This is a genomic window from Clostridium grantii DSM 8605, assembly GCF_900129965.1.
Classification (GTDB): domain Bacteria; phylum Bacillota; class Clostridia; order Clostridiales; family Clostridiaceae; genus Clostridium_AF; species Clostridium_AF grantii.
Genome location: NZ_FQXM01000004.1, coordinates 195,702 through 218,399, shown reverse-complemented (window position 1 = coordinate 218,399; position 22,698 = coordinate 195,702). Strand labels below are relative to the sequence as shown.

General features: G+C 29.9%; 17 protein-coding genes. 12 read left to right on the top strand and 5 right to left on the bottom strand.

Features of this window, described 5'->3' with window-relative positions; all coding sequences use genetic code 11:
* Nucleotides 1-25: 25 nt before the first annotated feature.
* Together glyA and BUB83_RS04700 are read left to right on the top strand one after the other, a co-directional pair.
* A complete protein-coding gene (glyA, locus tag BUB83_RS04705) occupies nucleotides 26-1,261 on the top strand; it encodes a serine hydroxymethyltransferase (protein WP_073337291.1) in 1,236 nt (411 codons plus the stop codon).
* A 284-nt stretch (nucleotides 1,262-1,545) separates the two neighbouring features.
* A complete protein-coding gene (locus tag BUB83_RS04700) occupies nucleotides 1,546-2,814 on the top strand; it encodes an ammonium transporter (protein WP_084133408.1) in 1,269 nt (422 codons plus the stop codon).
* A 35-nt stretch (nucleotides 2,815-2,849) separates the two neighbouring features.
* On the opposite strand, the gene BUB83_RS04695 is transcribed toward BUB83_RS04700, so the two are convergent.
* Both BUB83_RS04695 and BUB83_RS04690 read right to left on the bottom strand, forming a co-directional pair.
* Nucleotides 2,850-3,116 carry an aspartyl-phosphate phosphatase Spo0E family protein gene (locus BUB83_RS04695; protein ID WP_073337289.1) on the bottom strand — a complete coding sequence of 89 codons (267 nt, stop codon included), beginning with the start codon at nucleotides 3,114-3,116 and terminating at the stop codon, nucleotides 2,850-2,852.
* 200 nt (nucleotides 3,117-3,316) lie between these two features.
* Nucleotides 3,317-3,502, bottom strand: coding sequence for a hypothetical protein (locus BUB83_RS04690; RefSeq protein ID WP_073337288.1), 186 nt, complete (start codon nucleotides 3,500-3,502; stop codon nucleotides 3,317-3,319).
* Nucleotides 3,503-4,125: 623 nt separating this feature from the next.
* On the opposite strand from BUB83_RS04690, the gene nifJ reads away from it, so the two are divergent.
* The 4 genes from nifJ (at nucleotide 4,126) to BUB83_RS04670 (ending at nucleotide 9,697) form a co-directional block, all read left to right on the top strand.
* A complete protein-coding gene (nifJ, locus tag BUB83_RS04685; protein WP_073337287.1) occupies nucleotides 4,126-7,629 on the top strand; it encodes a pyruvate:ferredoxin (flavodoxin) oxidoreductase in 3,504 nt (1,167 codons plus the stop codon).
* Nucleotides 7,630-7,868: 239 nt separating this feature from the next.
* Nucleotides 7,869-8,171 (top strand): DUF1292 domain-containing protein, encoded by a 303-nt coding sequence (locus BUB83_RS04680; RefSeq protein WP_073337286.1) that lies wholly within the window; start codon nucleotides 7,869-7,871, stop codon nucleotides 8,169-8,171.
* 56 nt (nucleotides 8,172-8,227) lie between these two features.
* Nucleotides 8,228-8,863: an HAD-IB family hydrolase gene (locus BUB83_RS04675; protein ID WP_073337285.1), complete on the top strand. Its 636-nt coding sequence runs from the start codon at nucleotides 8,228-8,230 to the stop codon at nucleotides 8,861-8,863.
* Nucleotides 8,864-8,875: 12 nt separating this feature from the next.
* Complete coding sequence (locus tag BUB83_RS04670; protein WP_073337284.1) at nucleotides 8,876-9,697, top strand: aminotransferase class IV; 822 nt, start codon at nucleotides 8,876-8,878, stop codon at nucleotides 9,695-9,697.
* A 53-nt stretch (nucleotides 9,698-9,750) separates the two neighbouring features.
* On the opposite strand, the gene BUB83_RS04665 is transcribed toward BUB83_RS04670, so the two are convergent.
* Nucleotides 9,751-11,400, bottom strand: coding sequence for a putative manganese-dependent inorganic diphosphatase (locus tag BUB83_RS04665; protein WP_073337283.1), 1,650 nt, complete (start codon nucleotides 11,398-11,400; stop codon nucleotides 9,751-9,753).
* A gap of 148 nt (nucleotides 11,401-11,548) precedes the next feature.
* Between BUB83_RS04665 and BUB83_RS04660 the strand changes: the two genes are divergently transcribed.
* Nucleotides 11,549-14,089, top strand: a complete 2,541-nt coding sequence (locus tag BUB83_RS04660; RefSeq protein ID WP_073337282.1) for a calcium-translocating P-type ATPase, PMCA-type — start codon at nucleotides 11,549-11,551, stop codon at nucleotides 14,087-14,089.
* A gap of 25 nt (nucleotides 14,090-14,114) precedes the next feature.
* On the opposite strand, the gene BUB83_RS04655 is transcribed toward BUB83_RS04660, so the two are convergent.
* Nucleotides 14,115-14,558, bottom strand: coding sequence for a hypothetical protein (locus tag BUB83_RS04655; protein WP_073337281.1), 444 nt, complete (start codon nucleotides 14,556-14,558; stop codon nucleotides 14,115-14,117).
* A 216-nt stretch (nucleotides 14,559-14,774) separates the two neighbouring features.
* Here BUB83_RS04655 and BUB83_RS04650 point away from each other — a divergent pair, with 216 nt between their 5' ends.
* Complete coding sequence (locus tag BUB83_RS04650; protein WP_073337280.1) at nucleotides 14,775-17,054, top strand: AAA family ATPase; 2,280 nt, start codon at nucleotides 14,775-14,777, stop codon at nucleotides 17,052-17,054.
* A 30-nt stretch (nucleotides 17,055-17,084) separates the two neighbouring features.
* Here the strand turns inward: BUB83_RS04650 and ychF are convergent, their stop codons facing one another.
* A complete protein-coding gene (gene ychF, locus BUB83_RS04645) occupies nucleotides 17,085-18,179 on the bottom strand; it encodes a redox-regulated ATPase YchF (protein ID WP_073337279.1) in 1,095 nt (364 codons plus the stop codon).
* A 431-nt stretch (nucleotides 18,180-18,610) separates the two neighbouring features.
* On the opposite strand from ychF, the gene mraZ reads away from it, so the two are divergent.
* The 4 genes from mraZ to BUB83_RS04625 are packed head-to-tail and all read left to right on the top strand — an operon-like array spanning nucleotide 18,611 to nucleotide 22,692.
* Entirely contained in the window at nucleotides 18,611-19,039 is a 429-nt protein-coding gene (mraZ, locus tag BUB83_RS04640) for a division/cell wall cluster transcriptional repressor MraZ (protein WP_073337278.1), read from the top strand.
* An 11-nt stretch (nucleotides 19,040-19,050) separates the two neighbouring features.
* On the top strand, nucleotides 19,051-19,989 hold the full coding sequence (gene rsmH, locus BUB83_RS04635; RefSeq protein WP_073337277.1) for a 16S rRNA (cytosine(1402)-N(4))-methyltransferase RsmH: 939 nt from the start codon (nucleotides 19,051-19,053) through the stop codon (nucleotides 19,987-19,989).
* A 16-nt stretch (nucleotides 19,990-20,005) separates the two neighbouring features.
* A complete protein-coding gene (locus BUB83_RS04630) occupies nucleotides 20,006-20,497 on the top strand; it encodes a hypothetical protein (protein WP_073337276.1) in 492 nt (163 codons plus the stop codon).
* 14 nt (nucleotides 20,498-20,511) lie between these two features.
* Nucleotides 20,512-22,692, top strand: coding sequence for a stage V sporulation protein D (locus BUB83_RS04625; RefSeq protein ID WP_073337275.1), 2,181 nt, complete (start codon nucleotides 20,512-20,514; stop codon nucleotides 22,690-22,692).
* Nucleotides 22,693-22,698: the final 6 nt, after the last annotated feature.

Sequence of the window (22,698 nt, the reverse complement as noted above, 5' to 3'; positions counted from 1 at the left end):
ATAAGGAATATCAAGGGGTGAAATGATGGAATTTGAAAATTTAGTAAATACGGATAAAGAATTATACAATATTATTAAAGAAGAAGAAAGTAGACAAAATTTTAATATTGAGTTAATTGCTTCAGAAAATTTTACTAGTAAATCTGTTATGGAGGCAATGGGTTCAGTTTTAACGAACAAGTACGCTGAGGGGTATCCAAATAAAAGATACTACGGGGGATGTTATGTTGTTGATAAAGCTGAAGATTTAGCAAGAGAAAGACTTAAAAAACTATTTAATGCTGAATATGTTAATGTTCAACCACATTCAGGATCGCAAGCTAATATGGGGGTTTATTTTGCTATGTTAGAGCCTGGAGATACTATACTTGGTATGGATTTAACACATGGAGGGCATCTTACTCATGGAAGTAAGGTTAATTTTTCAGGTTCATTATACAAGTTTGTATCTTATGGGGTAAAAGAAGATGATGAAACTATTGATTATGAAAGTATGAGGGAATTAGCATTAGAACATAAACCAAAGATGATTGTTTCTGGGGCTAGTGCTTACTCTAGATATATTGATTTTGAAAAGATAAGACAGGTTTGTGATGAAGTAGGGGCATTAATGATGGTTGATATTGCGCATATAGCAGGCTTAGTTGCTACAGGGGAGCACCCATCACCAGTTCCTTATGCAGATTTTGTTACTACAACAACACATAAAACTTTAAGAGGACCAAGAGGAGGAGCTATTCTTTGTAAAGAAGAATATGGTAAAGCTATTGATAAAGCTATTTTTCCAGGTATTCAAGGAGGTCCTTTGATGCATATAATAGCTGCTAAAGCTGTTTGTTTTGGGGAAGCTTTAACTGATGAATACAAGGATTATACTATAAAGGTTAAAAACAATGCTAAAACACTGGAAAAAGAATTAAAGAAATATGAATTCCGAATTGTTTCAGGTGGAACAGATAATCATCTTTTACTTATAGATCTAACAAATAAAGATATAACAGGAAAGGAAGCGGAAGCTTTACTTGATTCTGTTGGAATTACAGTTAATAAAAACACAATACCTTTTGAAAAAAGAAGTCCTTTTGTAACTAGTGGAATAAGAATAGGAACACCGGCAGTTACAACAAGAGGTTTTGGAGAAACTGAAATGAGTGAAATAGCTTATTTAATAAACTATGTCATGGAGCACAGAGAAGAAGATCTTTCTTCGGTTAAAGATAAAGTTAAAGAAATGTGTGGAAGATATCCGTTATATAAGTAAAAGGTAGGGCGAAAGCCCTACCTTTTTTATCTTTAAATAAAGTCATAAATAATTAAAATGTTAAAATAATAAAAATATCCTAAAATTTTGATAAATTAGCAATTGACAAACAGAATAATAAATAATATAATAAATACAAAATAATAAATAACAAATCAATAATAAATAGTTGAAAAAAATATTAAATAAGCAATAATATATAATATAATATAATAATTAAATTTATCAATTATTTAATAAAAAATCTAAAATGGGATTTGTTATTAAGAAAAGGGGCGGATTTTATGGATTTAACAAATTTATCAATTGCTATTGACAACTCTTGGGTACTTATTGCAACTGCTTTAGTTTTCTTTATGCAAGCGGGCTTTGCTATGGTTGAAACAGGATTTACAAGAGCTAAAAATGCTTCAAACATTATTATGAAAAATTTGATGGATTTTGCTGTTGGGTCATTAATCTTTTGGGTGTTGGGTTTCACGTTAATGTTTGGTGCGGATAAAGCAGGGTTAATTGGTACAGGTTCTTTGTTTTCATTAGGAAGTTTTGACCACTTGGGATTAAGTATTCCTATTTCTACTTTTCTAATATTTCAAACAGTATTTTGTGCTACGGCGGCAACTATAGTATCAGGAGCAATGGCAGAAAGAACTAAATTCAAATCATATCTAATTTATAGTTTTGCAATTAGTGCAGTTATTTATCCTATAGTTGGACACTGGATTTGGGGTGGTGGCTGGTTAGCAAATCTAGGATTTCATGACTTTGCTGGGTCTACAGTTGTTCATTCTATTGGGGGATGGGCTGCTTTAATGGGAGCTTATATATTAGGACCTAGAATAGGTAAATATGGTAAAAATGGTGAAGTAAATACAATTTGTGCTCATAATATAACTTTGGGAGCTTTGGGTGTTTTCATTCTTTGGTTTGGTTGGTTTGGTTTTAACCCTGGTTCTACATTGTCAGGAATGGATTTTGAAGCAACTGGTCATATATTTATGACAACAAATCTAGCAGCTGCCATGGGAGCTACAGTAGCAATGTTTATTACTTGGTTTAAAAATGGTAAACCAGATGTAGGATTTACATTGAACGGAGCTTTAGCAGGATTGGTTGGTATAACAGCAGGATGTGATTTAGTTAGCCCAGGAGGGGCAGTAATTATAGGATTAATATCTGCTTTTGTAGTAGTTTTTGGAGCAGAATTTATTGAAAAGAAATTAAAAGTTGACGATCCAGTAGGTGCAGTTTCAGTACACGGGTTATGTGGGGTTGTAGGAACTCTTTGTGTAGGATTATTTGCTGTAGATGGAGGTTTATTTTACGGTGGAGGACTATCCATGTTTGGAATACAATTGTTAGGTGCTTTAGCAGTTGCTGTTTGGACATTAGGAACTACATTTGTATTATTTAAGGCTATCGATAAAACAGTGGGACTTAGAGTATCAGCAGAAGAAGAGACTGTTGGACTTGACATTTTAGAACATGGAACAACTGCATATCCTTGTTTTTACACTAAAGCAAAGGGTATGGAAGTACCAGTAGAAAAATAAAAAATAGAGAATCCAACTTTGGATTCTCTATTTTTTTATTGAGTACAGGTTTTGTTTTTTAGACAGCTCATATATTCTACTATAAGAGTATCTAAGTATTGACTTGTTTCTAATATTTCTTTATATTCTAAGGTTTTATCATTTGATAAACACATCTTGTCTAGGATTTTTCTTAATTGATGTATTTTATTATCTAACATAAGTAAATAAGGATTATTTTCTTTACTATCATCATCTAAAGTTATAATAAGTTCATTATTTTTATTGTATGTAACATTATCCGTAGCTAAGAAATCATTCATTTTGTCAATAAAATCATTTATATTAGAAAAGGAAGTTGAAGAGTTTTTTAAATCATTTTCTTTTTTGTTGATATATTTTTTATCATCTCAAGTACATGTTTTTTATCATCAATAAACAAAGGAGCAGCTGTTACTAAGAAAATAGAATTACTAACATATTCAATTTTTGATACAGCATCTTCTTCATAATACGCTTTTCTTCAAATACAGTTTTTGCAAGAAGAACCTCTCCTCCAAATGTTATAGTAAGGTACTTCAGGGAGAAATGATTCATTATCTTTTATTATTTTTGATCTTTTTTTGATTATATCAACTATTCTAATGAAATCATGTCTGCTTTCTATTAAGCATACATTTTCTTTGGTTTGTTCACTCAAACTTTTCATATGATTCTGCTCCTTTCTTTAATGGAGGTTATTAATATAAATAATTTATTAACCAAATAAAAACATAATAGAAAATTTTTTAAAAAATTAAGATATATAATAATAACAATTAAATTTTATCATATCAATAAATTCATTTCAATACATTACTAATTAAATTTACAATATAGCTCTTGTGAAAGGATTTAAAAAAACATGCAGCAATAGTTTTATTTTCTTACAAGATTATATTAAAATTACAAATAATAAATGACAGAATATTTTGATAATTACGAATTTCAATAAAATATTACTTTTTACTAAAGACAAAGCACATTTATATGTTATAATAATATTTGAGTATAATTGTTTTTAATGGCAAAAATATTTGATTTTTATTCCAACAACGTTTGACAAACGTTTGACAATTAATTAACAAATCCTATTTTTCGATAATGTAGAAAAAAATATTATATGACATTTATCGGCGAATATGGACAAGGTATTGTGGCTTAATACAAAGTGAAATTGTTTACTTTTCAATCGGATAATAGTCAGTATTTTGGTTACACTAAAAATGGTTAGTCTAAACGTTTGAAAGCTTGTTTTATTCAAGCAAATATAATAGAAGGAAGGTATTCAAGATGAGTAAAATGAAAACTATGGATGGTAATACTGCTGCAGGATATGTATCTTATGCATTTACTGATGTTGCTGCAATATTCCCAATAACTCCATCATCACCAATGGCTGAACATGTAGATGAGTGGGCGGCTCAAGGAGTAAAAAATATTTTCGGTCAAACAGTTAAAGTTGTAGAAATGCAATCTGAAGGTGGTGCAGCAGGAGCAGTTCACGGTTCACTTCAAGCTGGAGCGTTAACTACTACATACACTGCTTCACAAGGTTTATTACTTATGATACCAAATATGTACAAAATAGCTGGAGAACTTCTTCCATGCGTATTCCATGTAAGTGCTAGAGCTCTTGCAGCTCATGCTTTATCAATATTCGGAGATCACTCAGATGTTATGTCTGCAAGACAAACTGGTTTTGCTATGCTTTCTTCAAACTCAGTTCAAGAAGCAATGGATTTAGGAGCAGTTGCACATTTAGCAACTTTAAAAACTAAAATTCCTTTCATGCACTTCTTTGATGGTTTCAGAACTTCTCATGAAGTACAAAAAATTGAAGTATTAGAATATGATGATTTAGCTAAATTAGTTGATATGGATGCAGTTAAAGCATTCAGAGATAACGCTTTAAATCCAGAGCATCCTGTAACAAGGGGAACAGCTCAAAACCCAGATATCTTCTTCCAAGCTAAAGAGTCTATTAACAAATTCTATGACGCTGTACCAGCAGTTGTTGAAGAGTGTATGGCTGAAATAAGCAAATTAACTGGCAGAGATTATCAATTATTTAACTATGTTGGTGCTGCTGATGCTGAATATGTAGTTGTAGCAATGGGATCAGGATGTGATACTGTTGAAGAAACTATTAACTACTTAAATGCTAAAGGTGAAAAATTAGGTTTATTAAAAGTTCGTTTATATAGACCATTTGTAGTAGATAAATTCTTATCAGCTATTCCTAAAACTGTTAAGAAAATTGCTGTTTTAGATAGAACAAAAGAGCCAGGATCAATCGGAGAGCCATTATTCTTAGATGTAAGAGCTGCATTCTACGGAACAGAAAATGCTCCTGTAATTGTAGGCGGAAGATATGGATTAGGATCAAAAGAATTTACTCCAGGAGATGTTGCTGCAGTATTTGAAAACTTAAAAGCAGAAGCACCAAAAGCTGGATTTACAGTAGGTATTAACGATGACGTTACTAACACTTCTGTAGGTTATGTAGATGGAGTAGACGTTATAGCAGAAGGAACTACAGCTTGTAAGTTCTGGGGACTTGGATCTGACGGTACTGTTGGAGCTAATAAAAGTGCTATTAAAATCATTGGTGACCATACAGACATGTATGCTCAAGGATACTTCTCATATGACTCTAAAAAATCAGGTGGAGTAACAGTTTCTCACTTAAGATTTGGTAAGAATCCAATAAATTCTCCATACTTAATTCAAACTCCTCACTTTGTAGCTTGTCATAACCAATCATATGTAGATAAATATGATATAATTGGTGGATTAAGAGATGGAGGAACATTCTTATTAAACACTATCTGGACTCCAGAAGAAGTAGAAGCACATTTACCAGGAAACTTAAAGAAATATATTGCTGACCACAACATTAACTTCTACACATTAGACGCTGTTAAAATTGCAGAAGAAATTGGTCTTGGTGGAAGAATAAACATGATCATGCAAGCAGGTTTCTTTAAATTAGCAAATATAATTCCTATAGAAGATGCTGTTGCATACCTTAAAGATGCTGTAGTTAAATCATACGGTAAAAAAGGTGAAAAAATTGTTAACATGAACAATGCAGCTATTGATAAAGGTATAGAATCTTTAGTTAAAATAGAAGTTCCAGCAACATGGAAAGATGCTACTAACGAAGTTGTGGTTGATGAAACTCTTCCTAAATTCTTCAAAGATATTTGTGTTCCTGTAAATGCTCAAAAAGGTGATTCATTACCTGTAAGTGCTTTTGCTGGAAGAGAAGATGGAACTTTTGAGCAAGGTACATCTGCTCATGAAAAAAGAGGTATTGCTGTAAATGTTCCATGTTGGTTAGAAGATAATTGTATTCAATGTAATCAATGTTCTTATGTATGCCCACATGCTGTAATCAGACCAGCACTTCTTACTCAAGAAGAATTAGATAATGCACCAGAAGGATTTAAAGCTGTTGAAGCTAAAGCTCTTAAAACAGCAGATAAATTATACTATGGAATGACAGTAAGTCCATTAGACTGTACTGGTTGCGGAAACTGTGCTCAAATTTGTCCAGCTAAAAACAAAGCTTTAGTTATGGAGCCAATTGCAACACAAATGCCTCAACAAGAATCATTTGCTTATGGATTATCAGTTCTAAAAGCTAATCCATTAGATAAAAAGACATTAAAAGGTAGTCAATTTGAGTTACCATTATTCGAGTTCTCAGGAGCTTGTGCTGGATGTGGAGAAACTCCATATGCTAAATTAATAACTCAATTATTTGGAGATAGAATGATGATTTCTAATGCAACAGGTTGTTCTTCAATCTGGGGTGGATCTGCTCCTTCAACTCCTTACACAGTAACTGCTGATGGTAAAGGACCAGCTTGGGCTAACTCTTTATTTGAAGATAATGCTGAATTTGGACTTGGAATGCATATAGGTGGAGAACAAGTTAGAGATAGATTAGTTATGCTTGCTGATAAAGTTCAAGAAGAAACTGTAAGTGATGAACTTAAAGAAGCTTTAACATCCTGGAAAGAAGTAAAAGCATTAGGAGAAGAATCAAAAGTTGCTGCTGAAAAATTATTACCATTATTAGAAGCAGAAAAAGACAACGCTGTTGTAGCTGAAATTGCAGAAAGATCAGACTTCTTAGTGAAGAGATCTCAATGGATCTTCGGTGGAGACGGTTGGGCTTATGATATCGGTTATGGTGGATTAGACCATGTACTTGCATCAGGAGATGACGTAAATGTATTTGTATTTGATACAGAAGTTTACTCAAACACTGGTGGTCAATCTTCAAAAGCTACTCCATTCTCAGCTATAGCTAAATTCGCTGCAGCTGGTAAGAGAACTAAGAAGAAAGATCTTGGCATGATGGCTATGAGCTATGGTTATGTTTATGTTGCTCAAATAGCAATGGGAGCTGATAAAAATCAAACTCTTAAAGCTATAAAAGAAGCAGAAGCTTATCCAGGTCCATCTTTAGTTATCGGATACGCACCATGCGTAGCTCACGGATTAAAATCAGGTATGGGATGTAGCCAATTAGAGCAAAAGAAAGCTGTTGAAGTTGGATACTGGCACTTATACAGATTTAATCCAGAATTAAAAGATGCTGGAAAGAATCCATTTGTATTAGATTCTAAAGAGCCAAAAGGTTCATTCAAAGACTTCTTATTAGGTGAAGTAAGATATGCTTCTTTATCTAACATTCGTCCAGAATTAGCAGATGAGTTCTTTGCTAAAACTGAAAAAGATGCAATGGAAAGATACGAAGGATACAAGAAATTAGCAGAATAAGATAAATTTAACAAGACCTCTTTTAAGAGGTCTTGTTTTTTATTAAATTTTTATTACTATTTTGAAAATAAGCTTTTAATTCTTAATATATATTGGTAAAATAATATTATTAAAAATGAAATTACATCGTAATAAAATTCCAAAATTTAAAGTTCCATTCCATACATGGAACCTATATTAAATAATTGACTAATTAAACTATTATGATATAATTTCAATTAAAGTTTAGGAGGAAAAAAATGGATAATCATGATGAATTACACGAAGGGATAGATACAATTGAAATTGAAATGGAAGACGAAAATGGAAATGTGATTCCATGTGAAATAGTAGATGGGTTTATGTTTGAAGAACAAGAATATGCAGTTGTTAAAAATAAGGAAGAAGATTCTATTTACTTATTTAAAGTAGTAGGAGACGATGAAGAAGCAGAATTAGTATTACCTTCAGACGAAGAGTTTGACGCAGCAGCAGCATATTATGATGGTTTAGTTGAAGAAGATTATGAAGAAGATTTAGAAGATGATTTAGACCAAGAGTAAAACATTATAATTTGAGTCGTTGCATAGTGCATCGGCTCAAATTTTTGGAGGGAAAAATGGAAAAATTAGCAATTTTTGATGTGGATTATACTTTAACCAAAAGCGAAACTTTATATGAATTGTTTAAATTTATGATGTCAAAAGATAAAAAGCTTTTAAAACATTTACCTGTAAGTTTAGGGTCAGCATTACTATATATTATTAAAGTTTTTGACGAAAAAAAAGCTAAAGATAACTTTATCAAATTTCTAAGAAATATTGAAGAGAAAGATTTAGAATTATTGATGGAAGAATTTTATGAAAAAAAATTAAGTAAAATTTTATACAAAGATGCCATAGATAAAATTAAAAAATTAAAAGATGAAGGATGCAAAATATATTTAATTTCTGCATCACCTGAAGTTTATCTCAATCAATTATATAAAATTAAAGAAGTAGATAGAATTATTGGCACTAGATTAAAATGTGAAGAAAAGAAATATTCTATTGAAGGATACAATTGTAAGGGTGAAGAAAAAGTAAAAAGATTAAATGAGGTTTTGAAAGAAAATAATATTGAAGTTGACTTTAAAAATTCATATATGTTTTCCGACTCTTTATCTGATTTGCCTTTACTAGAATTAGTTGGCCATCCTTACTTAATAAACTACAAAAAAGGTCATGATAAAATAGAAGTTCTTTCTTGGAAATAGGAGGCTTTGGGTATGGAAGAGTATATAGGTACTAGTTATTTATATAATGATGAAGCAGTTACCATTAAAGAGTTTGATGTAACTAACGTTTTAATGGAAAACTCCATTTATGAAGTATTTAGGGTAATGAATGGAGTACCTTTATTTATTGAACAACATTTTAAAAGATTAAAGAAAAGTTTTGAATTGATAGATGAAAAAATAAATTTTTCTTTAAGGAAATTAAAAAGCATGGTTAAAAAGTTGTGTGATGAAAATAATATTTTTTTTGGGAATGTAAAATTAGTTTGCAATATAGCAGGGGAAAAAAAGTTTTTTTTGTATTTTATTAAAACTAATTATCCTAGTCGGGAGTTATATGAACAAGGAGTAAAAACCTGTAGTTTTAATTTGGAAAGAGATAATCCTAATGCGAAACTTGTTAAAGGAAATTATAAAAAACTTGTTCAAGAAACTAAGATTGAAAAAAATGTATTTGAATTGATATTAGTTGACAACCATGGATTCATTACTGAAGGAAGTATATCAAATACTTTTATGATAAAAGATAACAAAGTTATAACTGCTTTAAATGAAAAAGTATTAAAAGGTATAACTAGAGATTATGTTTTTGAAATTTGTAGGGAAAATAATATTGAAATAATTGAAATGAATTTTCATATAAGTGAGATTGAACAATTAAATGCTATGTTTATAACAGGTACTTCCCCTAAAATTTTACCAATCCAATCATTGGATTATAAAAAATATTCCACTACCGATAAAATCTTAAGGTTGATAATGAATGAATATGATAAAAAAATTAATGAATATATCAAAAATTATACAATTTAAAATAAACATATATAGCACAACTTTATAGTTGTAGCGATATATGTTTATTTTTATTATTTGTTATTCATAGATTCAATTGTAGTGGTAATGGGAGGAATAACTTGTTTTTTTCTTGAAAGTATTCCATCTACGTAGAATTCGTTATTAACCAACTCTTTGTTAAAAGCCTTTGAAATAATTTCTTTTTCTTTTCCAGAAGCTATAAAGCAAGAGCCATTTTTGAAAATATCTGTAATCATGAATAAAAGCAAATCATAATTTTCAGAGGTAGCTTTTTTCTCGATATAATCTACCAATTCTTTTTTCTTAGAATCGAATTCTTCAATGTTCATAGTGTTTATTTGAGATACTCCTATTTTTCGTTCAATTAAGGTAAAGATTTTAAAATCTGTATTAAATATTTTTTCTATACTTTTACCTTTGATTGAAGTACCGGCTTTAAACATTTCATCAGCAAATTTTTCTATATCTATATTTGCTATATTAGCTAATCTATTAAGAATCATTTTATCTATATTTGTTGAAGTTGGAGATCTAAAAAGCAATGTATCAGAAATAATAGCAGAGGCTAAAATTCCAGCGATTTTTCTTGAAGGTCTTATACCATTCTCAAAGAATTTTGTTGCTACTATGGTTGAAGTACTGCCAACTGGTTCATTTCTAAAATAAATAGGAAAGCCGGTTTGGACATCAGCAATTCTATGATGATCTATAATTTCAATAATATCTGCTTCTTCAACTCCATGTACAGATTGACTCAATTCATTGTGGTCAACTAAAATTAGTTTTTTCTTTTTTTGAGAAATTAAATGATATCTAGATATACTACCTAGTACCTTGTTATTTGCATCTAAAACAGGATAACTTCTATATCTAGTTCTTGCCATAACAGATCTAACATCTTCAATAAATTCAACATTTTTAAATGAAATTAGATTATCTGTGGACATAACAAATTTTATTGGTATACTTTGTATAATCAAACGGGAAGTGGTAAAAGTGTCATGAGGAGTAGAAATTATGGAACAATGTAACTTTTTAGCTTTATTTAAAATATCTTCAGTAGGAGCAAAATTTCCGGTTAAAATCAATAATGAGATATTTTTATTTAGAATAGTATCAATTGCATCTATTCTATTACCACAAATAACTATATCACCATCTTCAATTAATTCATTTGCAGTTGTTGGTTCCATTGCAGCTACCAATATCTTTCCTTTAAAGGAATTGACTTTTTCAAAATTAAGAATTTCCTTACCGGACAAAGTATCTAGAATATTTTGATAGGATGTTTGGCTTTTACCTAATATATAATTATTCCATATGTCCATATAAGCCGCTGTAAGGTCTGTTAAAGTTACAACACCCTCAAAATTCCCTTCTGGATCAACAACAGGGATAGCTTTAGTGCCTTCCTTCTTCATAATAGTCCAAGCGGTTTTAAGGGATATTTCTGCTGAAATAGGAGGAACTTTATCCATTTGTAAATCTCTAACTTGTGGTTTCATGGTTTCCATCAATTTTGGTTTTGATACGTCAAAATAATTTAATATAAATTCTGTTTCTTTATTTAATTCACCTAATCTTATAGGTACAGCGGTAACATCTTCTGTTTTGTTTTTAAATTCAGCATAAGCTATGGCAGAGCATATAGAATCAGAATCAGGATTTTTATGCCCGCAAATATAATATGTTTCTTTCAATTTATTGTCTCCTCTCTTACTTAAAGTAAATACATTATAACTCAACTCTATTAAACTTTTCTATATTTATTTTAAATTCTTCATAACATTATACACATTCTTCATATATTTATCTAGAGGCATAAAAAATAATATGGGAGGGACAGAAATGGTAAATGAAAAAAGCAATTTTAGAGGGTTATCTGAAGATGAAGCTTTAAAAAGGCAAAAGAGATTTGGCCTTAATGTTCTTGAAGAGAAAAAAAGAATATCGCCTTTTGCTATATTAATCCAACAATATAATGATTTTATAATCTGGGTTCTTATAGGTGCAACTATTATATCTTTTATTATGGGAGAAAAAGCAGATGCAATTACAATACTGATAATTGTGATAATGAATTCTGTTTTAGGTTTTATTCAAGAATATAAAACCGAAAGATCATTAGAAGCTTTAAAAGAAATGGCGGCGCCAACAGCAAAAGTGATGAGAAAAGACAGTGTGGTTGTGATAAAAGCAGAATGCTTAGTTCCAGGGGATGTAGTAATAATAGAAAGTGGGGATAGAGTACCGGCAGATTGTATTATTGAAGAAAGTGCTGGAATTCTAATGGATGAATCACTTCTTACTGGGGAATCAGAAAATGTAGAAAAAAATGCAGATAAAAATAATAACTCTTTATTTATGGGGACTATAGTGCTCAATGGTAAGGCAATTGCCAAAGTTGTGGCAATTGGTATGGCTACAGAGATGGGGAAAATAGCAAAAATGCTTAATTCTATTAAAAGAGAAAAATCTCCATTAAAAGAAAAGTTAGATTCATTAGGTAAAATACTTGTATTGATTTGCTTAATTATTTGTTTTGTGGTAACAATTATGGGAGTTTTAAGAGGGAATGATAAATATGAAATGTTTCTTCTAGGAGTATCCCTTGCTGTGGCAGCTATTCCTGAAGGGTTATCTGCTATAGTTACAGTAGCCTTGGCTTTAGGGGTATCTAGGATGCTAAAAAGAAATGCCTTGGTAAGAAAACTACCTGCTGTAGAAACTTTAGGGTGTACATCTATAATATGTAGCGATAAAACAGGAACACTAACTCAAAACAAAATGAAAGTTTTAAAAATATACTTAAATGGCAGAGTTATTGATGTAAACAAAGAAAAAGTAAATAGTGAACTATTAAGAAAAACTTTTGTATTGTGTAATGATTGCATAATATCTTCTAAAAGTAAAAATTTTGAGGAAAGTATAAAAGGTGATGCTACAGATAAAGCATTATTGTCAGTGTTCTTTAATAATGAAAGAGATTATAAGGAATATATAAAAGATAAAATTAAAATTTATGAGATTCCTTTTGATTCCAACAGAAAAAGGGTTTCTGTGGTTATAAAAGAAAAGCTAGGCAATACAGCTTACATAAAAGGAGCGCCTGAAATAATAATAAAAAGATGTAATTATATTTATGAGAATGGGGAATGTAGACTTCTAACTACTGAAGATAAAAAAAGAATTTTAAAAGTTGTGGAAGGAATGACAAGGGAAGCTTTAAGATGTATAGGTGCAGCTTATAAAAGAAATATAAAAAATAATGATAAAACAATAGAGGACAATCTAGTTTTTATTGGTATAGCAGCCATGAAAGACCCTCCTAGAGAAGAAGTTAAAGAAGCGGTATTTAAATGTAGACGTGCTGGAATAAAACCAGTAATGATAACAGGAGATCATAAAAACACAGCTTTTGCTATTGCAAGAGAAATAGGCATCGCAGATGAAAAAAGTGGAGTTTTAACAGGAACAGAGATTGATGATTTGTCAGACAATGAATTATTAGAAAAGTGTAAAAAAACTACTGTTTATTCTAGAGTAACCCCGAATCATAAATTAAGAATAGTAAGATGTTATAAAAAATTAAATAACGTTGTAGCTATGACAGGAGATGGAGTAAATGATGCACCAGCAGTGAAAGAAGCTGATATAGGAATCGCCATGGGTATTTCTGGAACTGATGTTACAAAAGAAGCTTCATCAATGATATTGTTAGATGATAATTTTGCAACAATTGTAGCTGCAGTAGAAGAAGGAAGAATAATTTATAATAATATAAGAAAGTTTATTAGGTATCTTCTATCTTGTAATTTAGGGGAAGTACTTACCATGTTTTTAGCATCACTTATAAATATACAAACACCTTTATTACCAATCCAAATACTATTCATAAATCTTGCAACAGACGGACTTCCAGCTATAGCTCTTGGATTAGATTCTGGTGATAAAGCTATAATGGAGCAAAAGCCTTTAAGTAGAAATGAAAGTATATTTGCTAGAGGATTAAAAGAAAAAATTTTTATAAGAGGTTCATTAATAGGTATTTGCACAGTTTTAGCTTTTTTAGCTGGAAAGTACTATGGTATGGATTTAGAAACTTGCAGGACACTTACCTTGGGTACATTAATTTTATCACAACTTATTCATGTTTTTGAATGTAGGTCTGAAAAGTGCTCTATATTTGAAATGAAGTTTTATACTAATCTTTATCTTGTTGGAGCTGTTTGTATTTCTATAACCATGTTAATTTTAATAATATATCTACCTTATTTAGGCAGAGTATTTCATACGGTTCCTTTAGATTTAGGACAATGGTTAATAATAATTTTCTTTTCAAGTATAATATCTTTTGTTAATAGCTTAGTTTTATTGTTTAGAAAATAAAAAAGAAACTCTAAAGAGTTTCTTTTTATCTACCTTTAAATTTTACTTTTTGAGCATCTTTAAGTTTCTTGATGTTATCATCTGACCCTTCAGTTTGAACTAATTGTTGTTTTGTAGTCATATTTATAACATTCATAATTTCAACACTATCACCAGTCAAAGCAGTTTTTTTATTTGATTTGTTCTTTTCAGGTTTAAGTCCTTGAATAATAAGTGAATTTCCTTGAGAAATTCCAATGAACTTTGGCTTTTTAAACCATTTATTTTTTCTATAATAGCATTTTACTACGTTTCTACTTCTCTCAGGTTTAACAATGATAGTAACCATTATTTTGTGAAAAATCCATAGAACTGATTTTTCTTCAATTTTTACTGATAAAACTTTACCTTGTGCTTGAGTGAGTCTATCGCCATATTTTTTTAAATAATTTTTTGTGTAACTTTCAGTTAATCTATCTCTAATGCCCATTTAAAAAACTCCTTTATGTGTATTTAAATCCATAAAACCTTGTTTGACTAATGAAAATTATATCATAGTATAGTTTTTTTTAAAAGTATTCTTTAAAAAAATTATATTGTAAGGGTAAAATATTGAGATTTTAAGCAGTGAATTATTTTATTTTATGATTAAGTTCCTATTTTCATACTTTTAGAATATTAATATATTATGGAAAGGAGGTTGAGTATGTTAAGAAAATTGGATTCAAAGGATATTGTGTATAATGTTAATTTTGATTCAGAAATATATTTAAATAGGGAAAGTTTTATTCCAGAGTATAAAGAAAATGTTTATGAAGAGTTAGATGAGGCACTAGAATTAAATCATCAGGGATATAATATTTATCTTGTAGATGACTTAACTTCTATGAAAGTTGAAAAATTAAAAGAATATTTAGAAAAGGTAATGGTAAACAAAGAAGTTCCTAATGATATTTGTTATGTGATTAAAGAGGATAGGGAAAAGCCAGAAACCTTGTATTTAAAAAAAGGAAATGGGGAAAAACTCAGAAATGAATTAGAAATGATTCAAAAGAAATATTATGATGTGATTTTTGATTTTTATAATTTAGAAAATTGTGAGGAAAAAGAAAATATAATTGATTCTTTGCAAAACTATAGAACGAAGCTTATTGAAGAATTAGTAGAAAAAGCACATGAGAATGGATTTGATATAAAATCTAGTTATAAAGGATTTGCATTTATACCTCTTACCAAAGAAGGAGAAATAACAGAAGATGATTTTGAATTATTAAAAAAAGAGGAAAAAAAGGATATGCTTGAAAAGGTAGATATTTTGAAAAAGGAAGCAAGAGATATCCTTGATGAATTGAAAAATAAAGAAATAATTGAGTTAGAAAAGTTGAAAGAATTATTGAAAGTATTTTTATTAGAAGAAATGGCAGAATTTAAAGAAGAGTTGTCATTGAAGTTTGAAAATGATGATAGTGCTTTAAATTATATTGAATACATCTATGATAATATTGAGGAAGAACTTGTGGAAATATATACAATGAACTTTGAAGAGGATGATATTCAAATAAAAGATATTTTATTTAATTATGAAGTTAATGTTATGTTTGATGGATCTCAGATTGATTCACCAAGAGTTATATTTGAAAATGACCCATCACTTTCTAATTTATTTGGAAATATTGAATATACGAATAAAAATGGAACATATACATCCGAAATTTCTATGATCACAGGAGGGTCAGTAATCAACTCAAATGGAGGAGTATTAATTATTGAAATAAATAAATTATTGGCTTATTCTAAATCCTATAATTATTTGAAAAATTTTATTGAAGAGGGAAAATTAAAATTAGATTATAATAAGAATTACCTAGAGTTATTAACAATAAGTTCTATAAAACCAGAGGAAATAATTGTTGAAACAAAACTAATATTAGTTGGCACAATTGAAACTTACGATTTGCTGTATGAATACGATCCAGATTTTAAAAAAATATTCAAATTAAAAGTAGAATATAATCCTGTGGTTAATTGCGACGAAAAAAATAAAGAAACGTTGAAAGCAGCATTGAATAATCTTTGCTCAGAAAAAAAATATAAAGAATTATCTGATTCTTGCTATAATAAAATTTCAAAATATCTAGCAAGAAAAGCTGAAAATAGGGAGAAAGTATTATTTGATATAAGTACAATTAATGATATTTTAATATTATCAGACAATAAAGCAAGAAAGTTGAATAAAAAAAACATTGATGAGGAATGTTTGGTTTTTCCAGATGGGAAGAATTCAATAATAAGAAAAAAAATAGATGAAATGTACAAAAATAAGCATATACTTGTAACCGTTTCTGGGGAAAAAGTAGGGCAAGTTAACGGTTTGTCGGTAATAGATTTAAATTATTTTGTATTTGGAAAGCCTATAAAAATAACATGTACGTGTTATAAGGGTGAAGGACATATAATTGATGTTCAAAAGGAAAGCGAGTTAAGTGGGAAAATACATTCAAAAGCTATAAACACTCTTAGTGGTTTGTTGAATAATTTGTTAAATAGTTATAGTAGAATTCCAGTGGACCTACATTTAAGCTTTGAACAGATTTATGGTATGGTAGATGGAGATAGTGCTTCTGTAGCAGAATTCTTAACAATTATTTCATCAATTAGTAAAGTTCCCATAAAACAAAATATGGGGGTTACAGGTTCGCTTAATCAATTTGGAGAAGTACAATCTATAGGGGGAGCAAATGAAAAGATTGAGGGATTTTATAATACCTGTCAAGTTATTGATTCCACAAAAGATAAAGGAGTGCTAATTCCTAATACTAATAGAAATGATTTGGTTTTAAATGATGAAATAGAAAAATCAATTTTATTAAACGAATTTCATATTTATACCATGGAGAACATAAAAGATGCTATTGAAGTAATGATGGGTGATTATGAAGAAGTCTTGATGAAATTAAGAAAAGAATTGAAAAAATATTCAAAATAAGAAAAAGACCTAGTTATAGGTCTTTTTCAATTAAACGTTAAATCTAAAATTAACAACATCGCCATCTTGCATTATATAGTCTTTTCCTTCAAGTCTATAGAATCCTTTTTCTCTTGCAGCAGCCTCAGATCCACATTGAACTAGCTTATCGTAAGAAATAGTTTCGGCTCTTATGAAACCTCTTTCTATATCAGAATGAATTTTACTTGCAGCTTTAGGAGCCTTTGTTCCAATTTTAATAGTCCAAGCTCTGATTTCTTGAACACCAGCAGTTAAGAAACTCATAAGACCTAGTAATTTGTAACTAGATTTAATTAATAAATCAAGACCAGGCTCATTTAATCCATATTCAGCTAGCATTTCTAATCTTTCATCATCATCTAAGGATGATAATTCTTCTTCTATTTTAGCACAAACTTTAATTACTTCAGAGCCTTCTTTTGAAGAAAAATCTCTTACTAATTGAACTAAATCATTATCTTCACCAGACATAATATCATCTTCAGATACATTGGCAACGTAAAGAACAGGCTTTGAAGTTATTAAAAATAAGGCTTTTATTATAGCGGCTTCTTCATCAGTAACTTCAAGAGATCTAGCAGGAAGTTCCTTTTCTAAATGTTCTTTAAGTTTTTCCATGATTTCTAGTTCTGATTTGGCCTCTTTATTACCACTTCTGGCTAATTTCACAGTTTTTTCAATTCTTTTTTCAAGAATTTCAATGTCTGATAGAATCAATTCTAAGTTGATGGTTTCTATATCTCTTATTGGATCTACATTTCCCTCTACGTGAACAACATTATCATCATGGAAACATCTAACTACGTGAACTATGGAAGCTACTTCTCTAATATGAGATAAAAATTTATTTCCTAACCCTTCACCTTTACTAGCACCTTTAACAAGTCCTGCAATATCATAAAACTCTACAGCTGCATGCACTTGTTTTTTAGAGTTGTAAAGCTTTTGTAGAACGTCTAATCGTTCATCTGGAACATTTACAACGCCAACATTGGGTTCTATGGTGCAAAATGGGTAGTTTGCCGATTCTGCACCAGCTTTGGTGATAGCATTAAAAAGCGTGCTCTTGCCAACATTTGGCAAACCTACAATACCTAACTTCATCTTGTACATCCTTTCTTAATATTAACCACTAATTTTATCATTTTAAAGCGATTAATTTTCCTTTATTAGATAATTACTAATAAATTATACTCTAGATTAATTTTAATTTCAATTAAAAGTGATATATAACATTAATTTTGGGTGATTTGGACTTTGAAGTAAAGTAAAGTATTTTATTGTAGTGAAAAATAATTTGATTAAGACTACAATAACAAAAAAATAAACAAAATAATGAATAAATATCAAAAAGTAACAAAAAATACAAAAAAATCAATAAAAAAAGTATTATTTTTAAGATTTTGAAAAAAAATTTTAATTTAATAAAAAAAAGTCTCTAGAAAAAAAGGATTATTTGAATTTGCATAGAACAGTATATAAAAGTGGTTTAAAGTGGTGTAGAATGGAGTAAAGTAGTTTAGTTGGGGTGGAAAATGTTTATAGGGGAATATTCACATTTCTTAGATGCTAAAAACCGAATGATTTTACCCTCAAAATTTAGAGACGAGCTGAATGGAGAAGGAGTTATTACTAAAGGTCTGGATGGATGCTTATATCTATTTCCTTTCAGTGAGTGGAAAATATTACAGGAAAAGTTGAAAAAACTTCCACTAACAAGTAAAGATGCCAGGGCTTTTGTTAGATTCTTTTTTTCAGGGGCTTGCCAAGTTAATTTTGATAAGCAAGGAAGAGCTTTGATACCACAAAATTTATTAGAATATGCTAGTATAAAAAAGGATATAGTAAGTATAGGAGTAATGACAAAAATTGAAATTTGGAGTAAAGAAAAATGGGAGTCGTACAATGATTCAGATATGAATTTTGATGAAATCGCAGAAAAAATGAGTGAACTACTTATATAGAAGGAGAAACTATGGAATTTAAACATATTTCAGTATTATTAGAAGAGGTATTAGAGAATTTGAATATAAAGGAAGAAGGTATTTATGTTGATTGTACCCTTGGTGGAGCAGGACATTCTTCGGAAATTTTAAAAAAATTAAATTCAGAAGGGTTATTAATAGGAATTGACCAAGATACTGAAGCTTTAAGTTTTGCTAAAAAAAAGCTGGAACAGTTTGAAAACGTAAAATATATACATAGCAATTTTCATGATATAAAAGAAGTTTTGGATAGAATTGGTATTGAAAAAGTGGATGGGATTTTAATGGATTTAGGGGTGTCCTCTTATCAATTAGATAAAGCAGAAAGAGGTTTTTCTTACATGAAAGATGCTCCTTTGGATATGAGAATGAATAGTGAAGATACTCGTACAGCCTATGATGTGGTAAATGAATATTCTAAAGCAGAATTAATGAGAATTCTAAGAGAGTATGGGGAAGAAAAATTTACTCCAAGAATTGCAGATAGAATATGCAGGTATAGAGAAACTAAGCCTATAGAATCAACCTTAGAACTAGCAGAAATAGTTTCACAAGCTATACCAAAGAAATTTCAGAAAAATGGGCATCCAGCTAAAAAAACCTTCCAAGCTATAAGGATTGAGGTCAATAAAGAGTTAGAGATTTTAAATAAAGCTATAGAAGATAGCATTGATATGTTAAATGATGGTGGAAGAATTGCTATAATTACCTTTCATTCATTAGAAGATAGAATAGTAAAAACAGTATTCAATAGACTTAGTAATCCATGCACATGTCCTAGTGACTTCCCTATATGTGCTTGTGGTAAAACAGCTTCTATTAAATTGGTAAGTAGGAAGCCTATTGAACCTTCTGAATTAGAAAAAAGTGAAAACTCAAGAAGTAAAAGCGCAAAATTAAGAGTAGCAGAAAAAATTAGTTCTAATTAAATTTGGGGTGAATAGAATGGTAATGAAGAAGAATAATTTTTATATGAATGGCAATACAGCTTTGAATTATGGATCCTTACCAAACCATAAAGATGAAAAACATAAAGAACTTGAGGAATTTAAAAGAAAACAATTAAGAAAAAAATTACAACAGGAACGTTTAACAAAAACGAAGGTTGTGGCCTCCTTTATTCTTACATTTACATTAGGGCTCTCTAGCGTTTATAGATATTCCACTATAAATAAACTTCAAAAAAATATTGGAGATATTAAAACTGAGATTAGTAGAATTGATGCTGAAAATGAAGATTTAAAGATTAATTTACTACAATACAAAAAAGTTGCTTTTATTGAAGATTATGCAATTAATGAACTAGAAATGGTTATACCAAGCTCAGCAAATAGAACTTTCGTTAATTTAGAAAAAAATAATTTTATTGATGAACAAAAGGATGAAAATAGTGGAGGAGATAAAGTTTTAGAACGAATTAAGAGTATTTTTAATTAACGGAGGTATTAAAGGTGAATAAAAATCAATATAGTGATAAAGTAATTATGAAGCGGAGGATGCTCTACACAGTGAGCTTTCTTCTGCTCTTATTTTTTGGATTGTTTATAAGGCTTGGGTATATTATGTTAGTTAAAGCGAAGGATTATAATCCTATTGCAGTACAGCAATGGACAGAGGATGTAAAAATTGATGCAAAAAGAGGACAAATATTAGATAGAAATGGCAATGAGTTAGCTGTATCTGCTAATGTGTATAGAGTTGATTTTGATTTGAATACTTTAAGAAAAGTACAAGAATCTAAAGGGTTAAGTAATGAAGATATTGCAATAAAAATTTCTAATGTTATTGACATAGAAAAAGATAAAGTATTAGGAATACTAGAAAAAACTTTGCCTGGTGGATTGCCTATGAAATCAGCTACTTTAATTAGAAGAATAGAAAAAACGGAAGCTGATAACATAAGAGCACTAGGAATAAACGGAATAATCGTATCGCCTGATACAGCAAGATATTATCCTAATGACAATTTTTTAGCCCATGTATTAGGGCATACAAACTCTGATGGGGAAGGATTAACAGGAGTTGAATTAATGTACAATAGTTACCTTGCAGGAACACCAGGAATACTTATAGCGGAAACTGATGCTAAAAGTCAGGAAATAGGTAATACAATCTCAGAGTACATACCTCCTATAGCAGGAAAAAATTTAATTTTGACTATTGATGAAATGATTCAGCATTTTGCGGAAAAAGCTGCAGATCAAGCATTGATAGACAACAAAGCTAAGGCAGTAACCATAATTATAAGTAATCCAAATAATGGAGAAATACTAGCTATGGTAAATAAACCAGACTATGATCCTAATAACCCATGGATTGATGGATTAAGTTTTGAAGAACTTCAACAAAGTTGGAGGAATAGAGCAGTGAGTGATACTTATGAACCAGGTTCTATTTTTAAGGTGGTTACGGCCACAGCAGCTATGGCAGAAAAAGTTATAGATGAAGATACTTATGAGATAGTTTGTAATGGGAGTACCACTATTGGTAAAAAAATAATTCATTGTTGGAAGAGAACAGGGCATGGAACTCAAGCTTTTGTAGATATTCTTAGAAATTCTTGTAATGTAGGGTTTATGAACTTGGCTGAAAAACTTGGTGCAGAAGCATTAAATAAACATATAAAACTATTTGGATTAGGTGAGAAAACAGGAATAGATCTTCCAGGAGAAGCTAAGGGAATTATAAAAAAGACAGAAAATATTACTGCTACTGATTTAGCAACAATATCTTTTGGTCAAACTAATACACTAACTCCTATACAATATGTTCAAGTAATAAATGCTATTGCAAATGGAGGAAAATTGATTACTCCTCACGTTATGAAGGAGATTCAATGGACAGATGAAAATAATGAAAACCAAACAATTCAATATGATAACTCTAATGTTAGACAAGTAGAAGACCCAGTTGTTATGGAAAGACTTAGAGGGTATCTTGAAGAGGTTATAACTACAGGCGGAGGAGGTAAAGCTTATGTTGAAGGGTACAATATTGGTGGAAAAACAGGAACAGCACAAAAGGTTGTAGATGGCAAATATGCAGCCCAAACATATGTGGCTTCCTTTGGTGGGATGGCCCCTATATTGCCTGGGAAAACTCCAGATTTAACTGTATTTATATCAATAGATGAGCCAGACCCATCAAATTATTATGCTGGACAAATAGCAGCGCCTGTAGCAAAACAAATTTTTGTAGATGTATTTAATTACCTAGATATGGTTAATATTAATAGTAGTAAAGATGAATTACTAAGTGATGTTATTGTTCCGGAGATAAGAGGCTCTAAAAAATCAGAAGCATTAAGTGTACTTAAAGAAAGCAAATTGAATTACGAAATTAGTGGGGACGGAGAATATGTAACAGATACAACTCCAAAGCCTGGGTATACTACAAAAGAAAATAGTAAGATAATAGTTTATACAGGAAGTAATAATCCTGTTACTAATGATATTATCGTTCCAAATTTTAATGGGTTGACAGAAGAAGCAGCTATAGAAATTTTGAATGATTTAGGATTAAAGTATGAATTTAATGGCGAAGGTTTGATATCTCATCAAAGTATAGAATTTAAACAAAAGGTTTCTAAAAATACTTTGATAACTTTTGAACTTGAAATAATAGGAGATTAAAAAAAG

What these genes read in the sequence shown, in the direction of transcription:
- nifJ (WP_073337287.1), top strand. Translation starts at nt 4,126, where the DNA reads ATGAGTAAAATGAAAACTATGGATGGTAATACTGCTGCAGGATATGTA.
- BUB83_RS04675 (WP_073337285.1), top strand. Translation starts at nt 8,228, where the DNA reads ATGGAAAAATTAGCAATTTTTGATGTGGATTATACTTTAACCAAAAGC.
- glyA (WP_073337291.1), top strand. Translation starts at nt 26, where the DNA reads ATGGAATTTGAAAATTTAGTAAATACGGATAAAGAATTATACAATATT.
- mraZ (WP_073337278.1), top strand. Translation starts at nt 18,611, where the DNA reads ATGTTTATAGGGGAATATTCACATTTCTTAGATGCTAAAAACCGAATG.
- ychF (WP_073337279.1), bottom strand. Translation starts at nt 18,179, where the DNA reads ATGAAGTTAGGTATTGTAGGTTTGCCAAATGTTGGCAAGAGCACGCTT.
- BUB83_RS04660 (WP_073337282.1), top strand. Translation starts at nt 11,549, where the DNA reads ATGGTAAATGAAAAAAGCAATTTTAGAGGGTTATCTGAAGATGAAGCT.
- BUB83_RS04670 (WP_073337284.1), top strand. Translation starts at nt 8,876, where the DNA reads ATGGAAGAGTATATAGGTACTAGTTATTTATATAATGATGAAGCAGTT.
- BUB83_RS04630 (WP_073337276.1), top strand. Translation starts at nt 20,006, where the DNA reads ATGGTAATGAAGAAGAATAATTTTTATATGAATGGCAATACAGCTTTG.
- BUB83_RS04655 (WP_073337281.1), bottom strand. Translation starts at nt 14,558, where the DNA reads ATGGGCATTAGAGATAGATTAACTGAAAGTTACACAAAAAATTATTTA.
- rsmH (WP_073337277.1), top strand. Translation starts at nt 19,051, where the DNA reads ATGGAATTTAAACATATTTCAGTATTATTAGAAGAGGTATTAGAGAAT.
- BUB83_RS04695 (WP_073337289.1), bottom strand. Translation starts at nt 3,116, where the DNA reads ATGAATGATTTCTTAGCTACGGATAATGTTACATACAATAAAAATAAT.
- BUB83_RS04700 (WP_084133408.1), top strand. Translation starts at nt 1,546, where the DNA reads ATGGATTTAACAAATTTATCAATTGCTATTGACAACTCTTGGGTACTT.
- BUB83_RS04650 (WP_073337280.1), top strand. Translation starts at nt 14,775, where the DNA reads ATGTTAAGAAAATTGGATTCAAAGGATATTGTGTATAATGTTAATTTT.
- BUB83_RS04690 (WP_073337288.1), bottom strand. Translation starts at nt 3,502, where the DNA reads ATGAAAAGTTTGAGTGAACAAACCAAAGAAAATGTATGCTTAATAGAA.
- BUB83_RS04680 (WP_073337286.1), top strand. Translation starts at nt 7,869, where the DNA reads ATGGATAATCATGATGAATTACACGAAGGGATAGATACAATTGAAATT.